Source organism: Tomitella cavernea (assembly GCF_016599145.1).
Classification (GTDB): domain Bacteria; phylum Actinomycetota; class Actinomycetes; order Mycobacteriales; family Mycobacteriaceae; genus Tomitella; species Tomitella cavernae.
The window spans coordinates 1-15,337 of the sequence record NZ_JAENKO010000026.1; the positions used below are offsets into that span (position 1 = coordinate 1).

General features: G+C 70.0%; 17 protein-coding genes. 9 read left to right on the plus strand and 8 right to left on the minus strand.

What is annotated here, in order from left to right:
- The first annotated feature begins 162 nt into the window (after positions 1–162).
- Genes JJ683_RS10365 through pknB form a run of 4 tightly spaced genes read left to right on the plus strand, consistent with a single transcriptional unit; the run spans position 163 to position 6,434 of the window.
- Positions 163–1,626, plus strand: coding sequence for an FtsW/RodA/SpoVE family cell cycle protein (locus JJ683_RS10365; protein ID WP_200173836.1), 1,464 nt, complete (start codon positions 163–165; stop codon positions 1,624–1,626).
- Positions 1,623–3,113: a peptidoglycan D,D-transpeptidase FtsI family protein gene (locus JJ683_RS10370; RefSeq protein ID WP_200173837.1), complete on the plus strand. Its 1,491-nt coding sequence runs from the start codon at positions 1,623–1,625 to the stop codon at positions 3,111–3,113. Before JJ683_RS10365 ends, JJ683_RS10370 begins: the two co-directional genes overlap by 4 nt.
- Position 3,114: 1 nt before the next feature.
- Complete coding sequence (locus JJ683_RS10375) at positions 3,115–4,533, plus strand: serine/threonine-protein kinase (protein WP_200173838.1); 1,419 nt, start codon at positions 3,115–3,117, stop codon at positions 4,531–4,533.
- A complete protein-coding gene (gene pknB, locus JJ683_RS10380; protein WP_200173840.1) occupies positions 4,530–6,434 on the plus strand; it encodes a Stk1 family PASTA domain-containing Ser/Thr kinase in 1,905 nt (634 codons plus the stop codon). The genes JJ683_RS10375 and pknB overlap by 4 nt, the downstream gene beginning before the upstream one ends.
- Before the next feature lie 38 nt (positions 6,435–6,472).
- Here pknB and JJ683_RS10385 read toward each other — a convergent pair whose 3' ends face one another.
- Together JJ683_RS10385 and JJ683_RS10390 are read right to left on the minus strand one after the other, a co-directional pair.
- Entirely contained in the window at positions 6,473–7,123 is a 651-nt protein-coding gene (locus tag JJ683_RS10385) for an aminodeoxychorismate/anthranilate synthase component II (RefSeq protein WP_200173842.1), read from the minus strand.
- Positions 7,124–7,176: 53 nt separating this feature from the next.
- Positions 7,177–7,860, minus strand: a complete 684-nt coding sequence (locus tag JJ683_RS10390) for a DUF881 domain-containing protein (protein ID WP_200173933.1) — start codon at positions 7,858–7,860, stop codon at positions 7,177–7,179.
- Positions 7,861–8,146: 286 nt separating this feature from the next.
- Here JJ683_RS10390 and crgA point away from each other — a divergent pair, with 286 nt between their 5' ends.
- Positions 8,147–8,422 (plus strand): cell division protein CrgA, encoded by a 276-nt coding sequence (crgA, locus tag JJ683_RS10395; protein ID WP_200173844.1) that lies wholly within the window; start codon positions 8,147–8,149, stop codon positions 8,420–8,422.
- Positions 8,423–8,519: 97 nt separating this feature from the next.
- Positions 8,520–8,993 carry a PH domain-containing protein gene (locus JJ683_RS10400; protein ID WP_200173846.1) on the plus strand — a complete coding sequence of 158 codons (474 nt, stop codon included), beginning with the start codon at positions 8,520–8,522 and terminating at the stop codon, positions 8,991–8,993.
- Positions 8,994–9,169: 176 nt separating this feature from the next.
- Here the strand turns inward: JJ683_RS10400 and JJ683_RS10405 are convergent, their stop codons facing one another.
- Together JJ683_RS10405 and JJ683_RS10410 are read right to left on the minus strand one after the other, a co-directional pair.
- Complete coding sequence (locus JJ683_RS10405; RefSeq protein WP_200173847.1) at positions 9,170–10,129, minus strand: rhomboid family intramembrane serine protease; 960 nt, start codon at positions 10,127–10,129, stop codon at positions 9,170–9,172.
- 2 nt (positions 10,130–10,131) lie between these two features.
- Positions 10,132–10,674 (minus strand): peptidylprolyl isomerase, encoded by a 543-nt coding sequence (locus JJ683_RS10410; RefSeq protein ID WP_200173848.1) that lies wholly within the window; start codon positions 10,672–10,674, stop codon positions 10,132–10,134.
- A 97-nt stretch (positions 10,675–10,771) separates the two neighbouring features.
- Here JJ683_RS10410 and JJ683_RS10415 point away from each other — a divergent pair, with 97 nt between their 5' ends.
- Positions 10,772–10,969: a hypothetical protein gene (locus JJ683_RS10415; protein WP_200173849.1), complete on the plus strand. Its 198-nt coding sequence runs from the start codon at positions 10,772–10,774 to the stop codon at positions 10,967–10,969.
- Between the two features lie 80 nt (positions 10,970–11,049).
- Positions 11,050–11,241 (plus strand): hypothetical protein, encoded by a 192-nt coding sequence (locus tag JJ683_RS10420; protein WP_200173850.1) that lies wholly within the window; start codon positions 11,050–11,052, stop codon positions 11,239–11,241.
- Positions 11,242–11,286: 45 nt separating this feature from the next.
- Here the strand turns inward: JJ683_RS10420 and JJ683_RS10425 are convergent, their stop codons facing one another.
- The 4 genes from JJ683_RS10425 to JJ683_RS10440 form a co-directional block, all read right to left on the minus strand.
- Positions 11,287–11,712 carry a large conductance mechanosensitive channel protein MscL gene (locus JJ683_RS10425; protein WP_200173851.1) on the minus strand — a complete coding sequence of 142 codons (426 nt, stop codon included), beginning with the start codon at positions 11,710–11,712 and terminating at the stop codon, positions 11,287–11,289.
- Positions 11,713–11,835: 123 nt separating this feature from the next.
- Positions 11,836–12,675: an ABC transporter permease gene (locus JJ683_RS10430; RefSeq protein WP_200173853.1), complete on the minus strand. Its 840-nt coding sequence runs from the start codon at positions 12,673–12,675 to the stop codon at positions 11,836–11,838.
- A complete protein-coding gene (locus JJ683_RS10435; RefSeq protein ID WP_200173855.1) occupies positions 12,672–13,730 on the minus strand; it encodes an ATP-binding cassette domain-containing protein in 1,059 nt (352 codons plus the stop codon). The genes JJ683_RS10430 and JJ683_RS10435 overlap by 4 nt, the downstream gene beginning before the upstream one ends.
- Positions 13,727–14,545: an acetoacetate decarboxylase family protein gene (locus tag JJ683_RS10440; protein WP_307810842.1), complete on the minus strand. Its 819-nt coding sequence runs from the start codon at positions 14,543–14,545 to the stop codon at positions 13,727–13,729. The genes JJ683_RS10435 and JJ683_RS10440 overlap by 4 nt, the downstream gene beginning before the upstream one ends.
- A gap of 344 nt (positions 14,546–14,889) precedes the next feature.
- Here JJ683_RS10440 and JJ683_RS10445 point away from each other — a divergent pair, with 344 nt between their 5' ends.
- Positions 14,890–15,303, plus strand: coding sequence for a hypothetical protein (locus JJ683_RS10445; protein WP_200173858.1), 414 nt, complete (start codon positions 14,890–14,892; stop codon positions 15,301–15,303).
- Positions 15,304–15,337: the final 34 nt, after the last annotated feature.

Genomic DNA, 15,337 nt, shown 5'->3' on the forward strand with positions numbered 1-15,337 from the left:
GGATCCGGGGGCGCCGCCGCCCGCGGGACCCACCGCGCCGGCCGAGGCCACCGCCCCCGCGGAGACCACTCCTGCGCCCGCGCCGGCCGACGCCGCGCCGACGGGGAGCGCCGACCTCGCCCCCGGTCAGGTGCCGGGACAGAACTGCCGGGTGGGCGCCTGATGAGCACACCCGGACCCTCCGCTGAGGACACAGCTTTCCACAGCCCGCCCGGCGGTTTCGCACCCCCGCCGCAGACCAGGAGCGGCCGCACGGCCGAGCTGTGGCTGACGCTCTTCGCGATCGCCGTCGTGTTCGCGGCGCTCGTCATCGTCGAGGTGGCGATGGAACAGCACCTCACGTGGGACCTGGCCAAGTATGCCGCCGCCTACACGGTGCTGATGGTGCTTGCGCACCTGGTCATCCGCCGGTTCGCGCCGTACGCGGATCCGATAATGCTGCCGATCGTGGCGCTGCTCAACGGGCTCGGACTGGTCCTGATACACCGCCTCGACCTGGCCGACGAGGAGACGCAGGCCTTCCTGGGCCACCCCGAGCCCAGCTCCGACGCCAATCAGCAGATCATCTGGACGCTCATAGGGCTGATCTGCTTCGCGGTGGTGCTGTACTTCCTGCGCGACCATCGCGTGCTGTCCAGCTACAGCTACACCCTGGGCCTGGCGGGCCTGGTTCTGCTGATCATCCCGGCACTGCTGCCCGCGCAGTTCAGCCAGGTCAACGGCGGTCGCAACTGGATCCGCTTCGCCGGATTCTCCATCCAGCCGGGCGAGTTCGCCAAGATCCTCATCATCGTGTTCGCCGCGGCGTTCCTGGTGTCCAAGAAAGACCTGTTCACCAGCGCGGGCAAGCACGTTCTCGGCCTCGACGTGCCCCGCGCACGTGACCTGGCCCCGCTGATGGTGGCCGTCGTCCTGGCGATCGGCATCGCCGTGCTCAACAAGGATCTGGGCTTCGCCCTGCTGATCTTCGGCACCATCCTGGTGATGATCTACATCGCCACCGACCGCGCCAGCTGGCTGTTCATCGGCATCGGACTGTTCCTGTTGGCCGCCACGGCCGCCTACTTCATGTTCGACCACTTCCAGCAGCGCGTGGCAGTGTGGCTGGACCCGTTCGCCACCTACAACACCAGCGGATATCAGATCTCGCAGGCGCTGTTCGGTTTCGCCACCGGCGGGCTCGCCGGTACGGGCCTGGGTAGCGGCCAGCCGAACACCGTGCCGTTCGCCAAGACCGACTTCATCATGGCCACGGTGGGCGAAGAGCTCGGACTGATCGGCATGGCCGCCGTGCTCATGCTGTTCGCGATCCTGGTGATCCGCGGCCTGCGCACCGCGCTGGCGGTCCGCGACAGCTTCGGCAAACTGCTCGCGGCGGGCCTGGCGTTCACGCTGGCCTTCCAGCTGTTCGTCGTGGTCGGGGGGGTCACCAAGCTCATTCCGCTCACCGGCCTGACCACGCCGTTCATGTCCTACGGCGGATCGTCGCTGCTCGCCAACTACATCCTGCTGGCGGTCCTGGTCCGCATCTCGGACGAGGCCCGCCGGCCGCCGGCGCCCCCCGCGCGGCGCAACCCGACGCCGATCGGGGACGCCCCCACGGAGATGGTGAGGAGGGTCGAGTGAACACACCCATGCGGCGTGTCGCCATGCTGGTGATGACCATGGTCGTCGTCCTCCTCGCCGGCGTCACCTATCTTCAGGTGTTCAAGGCCGACGAGTTGCGCGCCGACCCGCGCAACCAGCGCGTGCTCGTGGACGAGTACTCCCGCCAGCGCGGCCAGATCTCCGCGGACGGTCAGGTGCTGGCCGCGTCGGTCGAATCCGGCGACCGCTTCAAGTTCCTGCGGGTGTACCCGGCGAACCCCCACGCGCCCACCAGCCCCGAGGCCAATGCGCCGGTCACCGGCTTCTACTCGCTCAATTACGCCAGCAGCGGGCTGGAGAAGGCCGAGGACCAGATTCTCAGCGGCTCCGACGACCGGCTGTTCGGCAACCGCCTGTTCGACCTCGTCTCCGGGCGCAATCCGCGCGGCGGCAACGTGGAGACGACGATCAACCCCGTCCTGCAGCAGGTGGCCTACGATCAGCTCGCCTCGCAGGACCTCACCGGGTCCGTGGTGGCGCTGGATCCGCGCACGGGCGCGATCCTCGCCATGGTCAGCGCGCCCAGCTACGATCCGAACCTGCTGGCCGGCCACGACGGCGCCGAGGTGGCGGCCAACTGGAAGCGCCTGCACACCGACCCGCGTTCGCCCATGCTCAACCGCGCCATCTCGCAGACCTACCCGCCCGGCTCAACGTTCAAGGTGGTCACCTCGGCCGCCGCGCTGGAGAACGGCGCCACCATCAACGACCCGCTCACCGCCGCCGCAGGGCTCACACTGCCGGGCACGAACACCGTGCTGCACAACTATGCGGACGAGCGCTGCGGGCCCGGCGACACGGTGCCGATGATCGAGGCGTTCGCACGCTCCTGCAACGCGGCGTTCGCGCAGCTCGGCATCAAGTACGGCGCCGACGCCCTGCGCGATACCGCCGAAGATTTCGGGATCGGGCCGGATACCCCCTCCATCCCGCTGCCGGTGGCCGACTCCACCGTCGGCACCATCCCGGACGCCGCCGCGCTGGGCCAGTCGAGCATCGGGCAGCGCGATGTCGCCCTCACGCCCCTGCAGAACGCCGTCATCGCGGCTACAGTCGCCAACGGCGGGGTGCGGATGCAGCCTTACCTGGTGGAAGAGTTGGAGGGCCCGGATCTGAAGACCTTGTCCACCACCTCGCCGACGTCCCCCGGCCAGGCCATCCCGCCGGATGTGGCCGACGAGCTCACGCAGATGATGATCGCCTCCGAGCAGAACACCACCGGAGCGGGCAGCGTGCCCGGGGTGCAGATCGCGTCCAAGACGGGCACCGCAGAGCACGGTTCCACTCCCAAGCAGACGCCGCCGCACGGCTGGTACATCGCGTTCGCGCCCGCGCAGAACCCTGTCATCGCCGTCGCCGTGATCGTCGAGGACGGCGGAAACGCGGGCCTGGCCGCCACCGGCGGCAAGATCGCCTCGCCGATCGGACGCGCGGTCATCGAGGCCGCCGTGCAAGGGGGGCAGTGACATGGCTTTGCAGGGCGGCGCGATCATCTCCGAGCGCTACCGGCTTCAGCGGCACATCGCCTCCGGCGGCATGGGCGCCGTGTGGGAGGCGGTGGACCTGCGGCTCGACCGCGAGGTGGCGGTCAAGATCCTCAAACCCGAATACTCGGACGACCCGGAGTTCCTCGAGCGTTTCCGCACGGAGGCGCGCACCACCGCGCGGCTGAACCATCCCGGCATCGCCGGGGTGTTCGACTACGGCGAGACCACCGATCCGCAGGGCTCTTCGATCCCCTACTTGATCATGGAGCTGGTGCGCGGCGAGCCTCTCAACGCGGTGATCCGCCGCATGGGCACGGTGCCGGTGGACCTGGTGCTGGACATGCTCGAGCAGTGCGGCAACGCCCTGCAGGCGGCCCACCGGATGGGCCTGGTGCACCGGGACGTCAAGCCCGGCAACATCCTCATCACGCCCGCGGGCCAGGTCAAGGTCACCGACTTCGGCATCGCCAAGGCGATCGACGCCGCGCCGGTCACCCGCACCGGCATGGTGATGGGCACCGTCCAGTACATCGCACCCGAGCAGGCGCTGGGGCAGGAGGCGACGGCCGCGTCCGACGTCTACTCGCTGGGCGTGATCGCGTACGAGACGCTCACCGGCGCCCGTCCGTTCCGCGCGGACAGCACGGTCGCGATCGCGCAGCAGCACATCGGCGAGGCGCCGGCGCCGCTGCCGGAGTCCATTCCCGCGCCGGTGCGTGAGCTCGTCCAGATCACCCTCACCAAGGACCCCGCGCAGCGCTACCGGGACGGCGGCGAGTTCGCGGCCGCCGTCGCCGCCGTGCGCGCCGGTAGCCGACCGCCGCGTCCGCTCGGCGTCGCCGGAGCCGCCGCGGTGCCCGCCACGTCCGCCATGCCGCCGACGCGCGTGGGCGGCCCTGCCGGCACGGGGATGACGCATGCCGCGCCCACGGCGGTACCCGCCGCGGACGCCACAGGCCGCGGCAAGTGGTCCACCGGGCAGAAGGCCGTGGCCTGGGCCGCGGCCCTGGTGTTGCTCGCCGCGGCGATGATCACCGGCGGCATCCTGTTCGCCGACGCCATCGACGGAGGCGGTGGCACGGACGCCACCCCGCCGCTCGTCCCCACCACCACGGTGGCCCCACCCACCACCACGCAGACCCCCGCCACCACGCGCCGACCCACCACGACCCAGGCCCCGACAACCACCACGACACCGCCGACGACGGAACGGACCACCACGACACCGCCGACGACGACCACCACCACACGGCGGACCACCACCCGCACCACTGCACCGACGACCACCGGCGGGACGAACGAGGGCGCCTCGAACCTGAGCACCTCCGCACGTTCCACCCCGCGGCGCACCACCGCCCAGCGCACCACCGCCGCTGACTCCCGAGAATTGACGCCATGACGACGCCGCGCGAACTGTCCAACCGATACCGGCTGATCGAGACGATCGGCTTCGGCGGCATGTCCGAGGTGTTCCTCTCCCGCGACGACCGCCTGGGCCGCGACGTCGCCATCAAGGTACTGCGCGCCGACCTCGCCCGAGATCCCTCGTTCTACCTGCGGTTCCGCCGCGAAGCGCAGAATGCCGCCGCGCTGAACCACCCGTCGATCGTCGCCGTGTACGACACGGGCGAGGCGGAGACCGACGACGGCCCGCTGCCCTACATCGTCATGGAGTACGTCGACGGCGACACGCTGCGCGACCTGGTACGCCGCGACGGACCCATGGATCCGCGCCGCGCCACTGCCGTCATCGCCGACGTCTGTTCCGCCCTGGACTTCAGCCACCAGAACGACATCGTCCACCGCGACATCAAGCCTGCGAACGTCATGATCAACCGGGCCGGCGAGGTGAAGGTGATGGACTTCGGCATCGCGCGCGCGATGTCCGACAGCACCAGCACCATGACGCAGACGGCGGCGGTGGTGGGCACGGCCCAGTACCTCTCGCCCGAGCAGGCCCGCGGCGAACGCGTCGACTCGCGCTCGGACATCTACTCGCTCGGCTGCGTGCTCTACGAGGTTCTGGCCGGGGAGCCGCCCTTCACCGGCGACTCCCCCGTCGCCGTCGCCTACCAGCACGTGCGCGAGGAGCCCTCCGCGCCGTCGCTGGTGAACCCGGACGTGTCCGACGACCTGGACTCGATCGTGCTCAAGGCGCTGAGCAAGAACCCCGCCAACCGCTACCAGACCGCCGCCGAGATGCGCGCCGACCTCGTCAAGGTCCTTTCCGGTCAGCGGCCGGGCGCTCCGCTGGTGATGTCCGATGAGGAGCGCACCACCATCTTCGGCACCGCCCCGGCGGCGCCGCACAGGATCGGCGGGGTCACCGCGGCCGCCGTCGCCGACCAGCCGCAGCAGGAGCCGCGTGAGCACCGTTCTCGCATGCGATGGGTGTTCGCTCTGGTGGCACTGCTCATCGTCGTCGGCGGAGCCACGTTCTTTCTGGTCAACCGCGTAGGCTCGGACGGGGGTGGCCAGGTGACGGTGCCGGACGTCACCGACCAGTCCGCATCCGACGCTCAGCTGTCTCTGCAGAACCTCGGCCTGCACGTGCTGCTGCAGCGCAAACCGGATCCGACCGTGCCCAAGGACACCGTCATCGACACCGCACCTGCGGCGGGGACCGTGGTGGACAAGGGGCGCACAGTGACCCTCGTCGTCTCGGACGGGCCCAAACAGGTGTCGGTGCCCAGACTCGACGGCCTGACCCAGGAGGACGCCGCCAAGACGCTCGCCGACGCCGGCCTGATCGTCGCCGACGAGGTCGAGCACAAGCCGTCCACCGACGGACGCACCGGCAAGGTGGTCGCCCAGGACCCGTCGGCCGGGGTCACAGTCAACGCAGGCACCGCCATCACGCTCACCCTGGGCAGCGGACCGCAGATGGTGCGCGTGCCCGACGTCGTCGGTCAGGACATCAGCCGCGCGCAGGGTAATATCGAGGGCGCCGGATTCCAGTTCACCGTCCGCGAGACGGATAGCACCCAACCCAGCGGCACGGTCCTGAGCACCGATCCGGGCGGCGGCAGCAAACTGGAGCAGGGCAAGACGATCACCATCACCGTCTCGCGCGGCAATCAGGTCACCATGCCGGACCTCTCCGGGATGTCGCCGTCGCAGGCCACCAGCGCGCTCAGGGAGGTGGGCTGGACGGGTACCGCGGTCACGCAGCACCCGGTGTCGACTCTCGTGCCGGCCGACGTCGGCAAGATCATCAAACAGTCGCCCGCCGCGGGGCAGCCCGTCGCCAAGAACGGCATTGTCAACGTGGACGTGGGCAAGCTCGGCATCCCCGACTGAGCCACGCCCGCGGGCCGGGGCCCGACGGGGCAGGGTTGCTAGCGCGCCCCCGCGGCGGTCGCCGCCACCTCGGCCTCGAGGCGGTCCACGAGACGTGGGTCGACAATGAGCCCGCACGAGCGCAGCCACGTCGCGAGCATGCGGTGCCCGCCCTCGGAGAGCACCGACTCGGGATGGAACTGCACGCCGTCGATCGGCAGGTCGCGGTGGCGCACCGCCATCACCACACCCGAGTCCGTGCGCGCCGTCACGACCAGCTCCGCCGGAACCGTCGCCGGATCCAGTGTGAGCGAGTGGTATCGGGTGGCGGTGAACGGACTCGGCACGCCGCTGAGCACACCCGAACCGTCGTGCGCGACCACGCTCGTCTTGCCGTGCAGCAGCTCGGGAGCACGGGTCACCGTGGCCCCGAACACCGCGCCGATCGCCTGATGCCCCAGGCACACGCCCAACAGCGGGATCCGCATGGCGCCGCAGCGGCGGACGATGTCCATCGACGCGCCCGCCCGCTGCGGGGTGCCCGGGCCGGGGCTGATGAGCACGCCGTCCACGCCACCCAGCACCGAGTCCAGGTCGGCGAGCCGCTCGTCGTCGTTGCGCCACACGTCCGCGTCCACGCCCAACTGGCCCAGGTACTGCACCAGGTTGAACACGAAGCTGTCGTAGTTGTCGATGACGAGGATCCGCATGGCGCGGATAATACCCGGGTGCGGGGTCATCGCTGCAGGTCGGTGCACCGCAGTCAGCCGCCGAGCGGCCGCGCATACCGCAGCGGCGGGGTGGCGCCGGCCGCCGCGACCTGCTGCGCATCGGAGCTAGTCACGTCGTATCCCAGCCCGTAGCGCTCGGCGTACTGCTTGTAGATCTGCACGCCACGCTCCCGGTCCAGCGCGCGCCGCAGCGATGCGACCGGCCCGATCGCCGTGATGACGTATGGCGGACTGTAGGTGCGGCCGCCCAACAGGAGGGTGTTGCCGATGCAGAGCGGAGCGGACAGGGTGGTCACGCGCTGATCCTGCACCTGGATGGCGTCCGCGCCACCAGCCCACAGCGCGTTGAGCACCGACTGCACGTCCTGCTGGTGCACCACCAGGTCGTCCGGTCGCGCGCCGGCCGGGTAGTTGCCCGCGGCATCGCGCTTCGCGTCCGTGAGCGTCACCGTGACCCCCGGGCCGGTCAGGGCTTCCATGCCGGCCTGCTCGCCGAGCGCTTCCGCCTGATCGAGCAACCCCGCGACCCCCGCATCGCTGCGCGCGGCGCGCGCCTGCGCCGCCGCGAGCCGTGACTGCAGACCGTCGCGGTCGGCCCGGGCGGCGTCGGTGTCGTCGCGCGCCTGACGGACCAGGTCGGACAGCCGCGCGGAATCGGCCGTGCGCAGCTCCCTGCCCTGCGAGCTGACGTAGGTGAGGGCGATGAGCAGCCCCATCACCGCACACACGACCGGAACCCCCCAGCGCCACGCCGACGACCGGCCGCGCCGGGGTCCGTCGTCGCGCGCAGGACCGTCACGCGCAGGATCCTGCGTGCTCTTGTCGTTCACGGACGATCACACCTTCCAACCGTGCAGCCGGTTCCGTCCATGCGTCATACCCTGCGGTTAGGTTAGCGTGTAGGCGAGGGTGCCGGAAACGGCGCGGCGCACGAGCGGACGCGCTACCGGGGAGGACACGGCGCCCACCCACCCGTAGCAGGACGCAAGCAAGTGAGGACCCATGCCCAAGTCGAAGGTTCGCAAGAAAAAGGGCGGCGTCGCCGCGGCGGCCCCGTCCAACCGCACGCCGGTCAAGGTCGCCGGCGGTCCGTCCAGCACCCTCTACGTGTCGGTGATGCTCGGTCTGATGATCATCGGCCTGGCATGGCTGATCCTGATGTACCTGTCCGGCTCGGCGTCGTGGCTCACGTGGATGGCTGACCTCGGCGGCTGGAACTACCTCATCGGATTCGGGTTCATGGTCGCCGGACTGTTGATGACGATGGGGTGGCGCTAGCCTCGGCGATGCGGCCCGGCGCGCGAATGACATCGATGTAACTTCTCCACACCTGTGGAGAAGCCTTGTGGATAAGTTTCGGGGACAGGATGCGACGATGACCGGGCCGGAGGCGGCGCCCCAGCTGGCGTGGGCGCCGAAGTGGGCGGCGGTGGTGGCCGCACTCGTCGGCGCCGTGGTGCTGGGCGTCGGCTCCGCGTCGTACTCGGACGACATCGTCGGCCGCGGCCTGCTCGGGCTCGCGGCCGTACTGCTGCTGATCATCGCGGCTATCGGGGGCCTTGTGCGCCCGCGCCTGCGCGTGGTCCCCGGTGCCGGCGGCGCGGCGCCCCTCCTGGCCGTGCGCACGCCCTTCACCAGCCGCGAGTACCGCATCGACCAGATCTACCGCCTGCGCGTTGTCCGCTACCCGCGCCTGGCGCGCAAGGTGCCGATCCTCGAGATCGACGTGCGCGAACCCGACGAACGGCTGCTGCTGCTCTCCCGGTGGGATCTCGGCACCAACCCCGACCGCGTCTACTCCGCACTCGTCGAGGCCCGTGCCGTGCCGCCGGAGCCCTACGGCCTCTGACCGCCCCCTCCGCGCGCGCTCCTGTCCGCGCGCCTGTGAATTACATGGATGTAACTTGCTCACAGCTGGGGATATCCCTGTGGATAACTTGGGGAAAGTTGCACGGGCACCCGCGGATCGTCGGGTCGGCACGGTGCGCATCGCACTGGGCGCCGCGGCGGGGGCCGCCGTCCGCGTCAGAACCGCAGATGCGGAAGGATGAGCGCGTACCGGTCCTGGATGGACGCCACCTGCACGGCGATCAGCACGATCTCGACGACGAACAGCGCCCCGAGCACCCCGAAGCCCGCGCCGACGACCGCCTTGCGCGTCGGCGCCCGCATTCCGACGGCGCGCAGCGCCTCCGGCGCGTACACGATCGCCGCCGTGGCCGCGGTGCCGGCCAGGAAGCCGCCGAGGTGCCCGAGCCAGGAGATGCCGGGGACCGACACCGAGATGATCACGTTGATGACGATCACGGCGATCATCATGTTGGGGCTGCGACGCAGGCGCAGCAGGATGATGAGAACCGCGCCGAACAGGCCGAAGACCGCCCCCGAAGCACCGGCGGTCTGCCCGTTCCAAGCGCCGAACATCACCGCCGCAGACCCGCCCAGCAGGCCCACGAGGTACACCAGCGAATACCGGAGTTTGCCCAGCGCGTTCTCGCACGCGATGCCCACGACGTAGAGCGCGTACATGTTGACGGCCAGATGGAGGATGCCGAAGTGCAGGAAGCCGCTGCCGATCAACCGCCACCACTCGCCGTTGGCCACGAGCCCCGGCACCAGTGCGAACCGCTCATACAGCGCCGATCCGCGGTTGTTGTCGAGGACGCTGCCGGCCTGCACGGCGGTGATCAGGTAGGCGAGGACGTTGAGCCCGATGAGCACGTAGGTCACCGTCGGGCGTCCGGCCAGCGCGGCGCGCACCCCTCCGACGGCGCTGCCCGCACCGGCGGCCGGCATGTGCGATGCCGCACCCCGGCGCTCCTGCTCGATGCAGTCGACGCAGTGGAACCCCACGGGCGCCTGCCGCAGGCACTCGTGGCAGGCGGGCCGGCCGCAGCGCGAGCAGCGCAGGCCCGTGGGCCGGTCCGGATGACGGAAGCACCCCGGCAGGGGCTGATGCATCTCTCCCCCGCCGGGAGTGCTCATCGTCAGCCCTGCTCGATGGTGATGGAGTTGATGACGACGTCGTCCTTGGGCCGGTCCGCCCGGTCGGTGGCGACGGTCGCGACCGCGTCGACGACGGCCTGCGAATCCTTGTCGACGACCTCGCCGAAGATGGTGTGGCGGCCCGTCAGGTGCGGCGTCTTGCCGACGGTGATGAAGAACTGCGAACCGTTGGTGCCGGGGCCGGCGTTGGCCATGGCCAGCAGGTACGGCTTGCTGAACTGCAGCTCCGGGTGGAACTCGTCGGCGAACTGGTAGCCGGGACCGCCCCGGCCGGTGCCGGTCGGGTCGCCGCCCTGGATCATGAACCCGTCGATGATCCGGTGGAAGACGGCACCGTCGTAGAACGGGCCGCTGGTGCCGCCGGAGGCGTTCTGGGTGCTGTACTCGGCGCTACCGTCGGCCAGGCCGACGAAGTTGGCCACCGTCTTCGGGGCGTGGTTCCCGAAGAGGGCGATCTTGATGTCGCCCTTGTTGGTGTGGAGGGTCGCTGTTGCGGTCTGAATCGGTGAAGTCACGCCCACCATCGTGCCATCATCGGCGCGCTCCGGAGGATTACCCCGCCGCCTCGACGGGACTATCCTCACAGGCATGGACACCCCCGACCCCACGAGGTGAGTTCCTATGCAGAAGACCGCATCGCACTCCGCGCCGCGCCTGGCCGCCGTCGCCGGCCCCGCCCCGGCGCGACGCCGGCGTAAGACCGCGGTGGCAGTCGGCATCGCCTCGGCGCTGGGCGCCGCCGTGTACGCGCAGGTGCACCGCGACGAGTTCGAGGCGATGGCCCGCCACCCCGATCTACCGTCCGCCCCGCAGACCTGAGCTTTCGCCCCAGACCTGAGCGCGGATCCCCCTCCCGCATGGCCCGATCCCGCTTCGGCGCGTATGCCATGCTGGACGGCATGACTTCTGCACGCGTCCAGTCGAACCGTCCGGCCAGCCCGCCGTGGGCCGTGCGGATCGCGGTTCTCGCCGCGGCGGTCGCGGTGATCACCGTCTTCACCGGTGGGATCGCCGCCGCGGTGCGCGGCGCGAGGAAGGCATTGCCGCCGCCGGCCGCGCACCCGCCGCGCGTCGACGACCCGGCACGCTGACGCCGCTCGGTCAGCGGGTGCCGGGCCGTCGTGCGACGGAACGGCTCAGGCCGCGGACACCGGGCTCGCGCAGTACTTGCACTTGGTCGCCTTCATCGGCAGATCGCTCGAGAGGCATTCGGGGCAGCTCTTGGTGGGCGCCGGCTCGCCGAACACCTCGTTGCCACGGTGCGTCTGGTAGGCGCGGTAGGGCACCACGATGACGAAGTACACCACGGCCATGAAGATGATGAAGTAGATGACGCCGGAGATGAATGCTCCGATGTCGACGAAGGTCTCCGGTTGGTCGTTGTTGACGAGCCAGCCGAGCCCCATGCTGTCGCCGCTGCCGCCGGCTGCCGCGACCAGCGGGTTGATGACGTTGTCGGTGAACGCCTTGACCAGATTGCTGAAGGCGGTGGCGACGACGAGACCGACCGCGACGACGACGACCTCGCCCTGCATCATGAAGTTCTTGAAACCCTTGAGCATGCTTGAACCCTTCCGTCCCTCGCCCTCAATGGGAAACAGCAGTACTCCCGAATGTTAAAGCGGTGACTGGCGGTGCGCAACAGATACGAATGCTTCCGCATGCGGGGCTCCCGCACATCCGGGTCACCCCGCCTCCTTCTTGAACCGCCGCGATCCGAACCAGGCCGCGAGCACCAGCATCACGATCGTCAGGCCCACCCCCCACCACGCCGTGGCCGTGCCGTACTCACCGTCGAAGAAGTCGCGCACGCCGTCGACGACGTGCTTGAGCGGGTTGATGTTGCTGATCCAGTTCAGCCAGCCCGGGGCCAGCGTCATCGGCAGCAGGATTCCCGACAACAGCAGCGCAGGCAGCGCGAAGATGTTGAGCAGCGGAGCGAAAGCGTCCTCGCTCTTGAGCGTGAGCGCGAGACCGTAGGAGATCGACGCGAACGTGAACCCCAGCAGCGCCACGATGATCAGGGTGAGCACCACCCCGAGCACCGGCGCACGCAGTCCCAGCGGAATCGCCACGAGTGTGAGGATCACGCTCTGGAAGAGCAGGACGATCATGTCGCGCATGACCCTTCCCAGCAACAGCGACAGCCGGGAGGCGGGCGTGACGCGTTGCGCCTCGATCACGCCGGCACGGTATTCGGCGATCAGGCCGAACCCGACGAACAGCGACCCGAAGATCGCCAGCTGCACCAGGATCCCCGGCACGAACAGCTGGTAGGCGTTGCCGGTGCCCAGCTGCCCCGCGAGAGGTTTGAGCAAGGGGCCGAACAGCACCACGTAGAGGATCGGCTGCGACAGCCCGATGGCCACCCATGCCGGATTGCGCAGCGAGATCCGCATGGACCGACGGAAGATCAGCAGCGAGTCGCGCCACAGCGAGCTCCTCGGCGCCGCAGCGGGCGCCGGCCCGCCCGTGCCTGTGCCGCCGTGCGGCGCGGCCGGCGCAGTCTCGTCGTCGGCGCTCATCGTCGTCCCTCCGCTCCCTGCTCCGCGTCTCCCCGAGCCCGGTCTGCTCCCGGGGTCCCGTCCTCCCCCGTCATTGCGGCCTCGCCGTCCCCGCCCGCCCCGGGATCGCCCTCCCTCAGCGATCGCCCCGTGAGCGTGAGGAACACGTCATCGAGGCTCGGCCTGCGGGTCTCCAGCGAGAGCGGGGTGATCCCAGCCCGGTCGAGCTCGCGTACCAGAGCGATCAGTGCCGCTCCGCCGTGCGGGACCCGCACGCCCACCCGGGTCCCGCTCATGCTCGGGGCGTCCGCTCCGGGCAGCCTTCCCAGCAGGTCGCCGACACGGACGGCTTCCTCTGGCAGTTCGAGCTCCACATCGATCACATCGCCCCCGACCCGCGCCTTGAGCGCATCCGGTGTCCCCTCCGCGACGATGCGCCCGTAGTCGATCACGAGGATGCGGTCGCAGAGCGAATCCGCCTCGTCCATGTAGTGCGTGGTGAGGAAGACGGTCGTGCCGCGGCGGTCCCGAAGCCCCGAGATGTGCTCCCACAAATTCGCCCGCGCCTGCGGATCGAGGCCGGTGGTGGGCTCGTCCAGGAACACCAGGCCCGGTTTGTGCGCCAGCCCCATGGCGATGTCGAGGCGACGCTTCTGGCCGCCGGACATGGCCTTGGGCTGACGCTCCCACAGTCCGTGCAGGTCGAGAGATTCGAACAGTTCCTTGCCGTGCGCTACGGCCTGCCCCTTGCCGATCCCGTAGAGCATGGCGTGATCGACGAGTTCCTCGCCCGCGCGCGCCTCCGGATGCGCCGCGCCGGATTGGGGGACATAGCCGATCCGCCTCCGCACCCCCACCGGATCCGTGCGCAGGTCGCAGCCCGCGACGGTGGCCGTGCCCTCCGTCGGCCTCAGCAACGTGGTGAGCATGCGCAGCGTGGTGGTCTTGCCCGCACCGTTGGGGCCGAGGAAGCCGACGATTTCGCCCGCGTCGACGTCCAGGTCCACCCCGTCCACCGCACGGACCTCCTGGCGGCGCTTGCGGAACGTGCGCGCCAGACCCCGCGCGTGGATCATGCGCGGGCCTCGCCGTCGACGGCCGCCCCGTCGACGGGCCCGGCCGGGCCCGCGCTCGTGGCCGCGTCGCTTTCACGGCCCACCACCTCCGCCTCGTCGAACCGCATGCGGGCGTGGGCGATGCCGGTGGACAGGAGGGCCCGCCGCGGCAGGCCCAGGGCGCGCAGTTCCTCACCCCACGGGTGCGGCCCCAGGACGGCGTCGGCGCCGCCCGGGCGCATCCGGGCGCCGGTGGCCGACAGCGTCCACGGAATCCTGCGTGTCACGCCGTCCATGTGCGAGTAGACGTCGATGTCCGACGATGCCGCGCCCGCACCCGGCACAGGGACTCCGCGGGCGAAGCGCACATCGGCCACCAGCCGGTCGTCGATGCGGACGACACCGCGAGCGCCGGACGAAGAGCGGGCGAGGTCGATCCGCGACAGTTCTTTGGGAAACCCCCAGATCGTCCGGCCCGCCGCGCAGGTGAACTCCTCCGTGACGGGGAGCCGGTGGACGAAGGCCCCGGCGCCGCCCGTCAGCAGCGCGCGCAGGTCGCCCAGCGCGCCGGCGGGACCGCCGCCCGCCTCTGCGTGCACGAGAAAGCCGATACCGAACTCCCTGTACCGGTGCAGATCCCCGTCGTGATACTCGATGAACATCAATGCGCACACCGTGCGGCCGGGCCGATACGGGAGCACCGAGAGCCCCGAGTAGTCGATCACGCTCTGGGCCCGCGCGGCGGGCACCGGGAACATCGCCGCGTACACCTCGGCGTCGCGGATGTGGACGGGCATCGCGATCTGCTCGCCGAGAATGCGGAAGGTTGTCGACACGTCCTCGCCTCCTGTGGGCCTCGTGCTGGTTCGGGACGGGCTGCGGACGCGTATCGAGATGAATAGCACCCCGGGGATCACCCGGCCTGGACGGATGACCGCATCGAGACGCAGGGCAGTCTCGAGCGCGCAACGGTCCGGCCGCAGAACAACCCGGGCGCACAACAGCGCCGCGCCGAATCATCGTACGTGTGACGCCCGACATATTCATGCCACGACACCCTCCGACCTCGGGATCTCCTCAGGGGTGGCCGTCCGCGAGTTCGTTGAATATCACCGCCGAGATGCGAAACAGTAACGAATCGGTTACGTTATTGGTACTGACGCCGAGGAACTGGACGATCATGGCACAGAAGACTGCACGCCGGATGCTGCTCGCGGGAGCGGCGACTGTGGTGTCGGCGGCCTTTGCGGCGCTCGCATTCAGCGGCACCGCGGCCGCCGCCACGCAGTGCCCCACCGGGATCGACGCGTTGGCGCCCGATTCGCTCCACCGCGCCACCGACGTCGCGCAGCAGTCGCTGGGCACCAGTTTCCCGGACAGGGATGTCACCGGCGCGTACGTCGCCGGCGCCACCCGCTCCGATGCGGGACCGGTGGGCCAGGAGATCATCTCCGCCTGCGGCCCCGACGTGCAGAGCAAGTCCGTCATCGTCGATTTCGTCTTCCCCGCGATGCTCCCCGACGCCGCCCGGTCCTACGGTGCCGCGGTCGTTTCGCTCGACAACGGTTACTACAGCGTCTGGCGCACCGCCTGATCCAGGTGCACCGGCCGCGTCGTGAGCCGCGAAC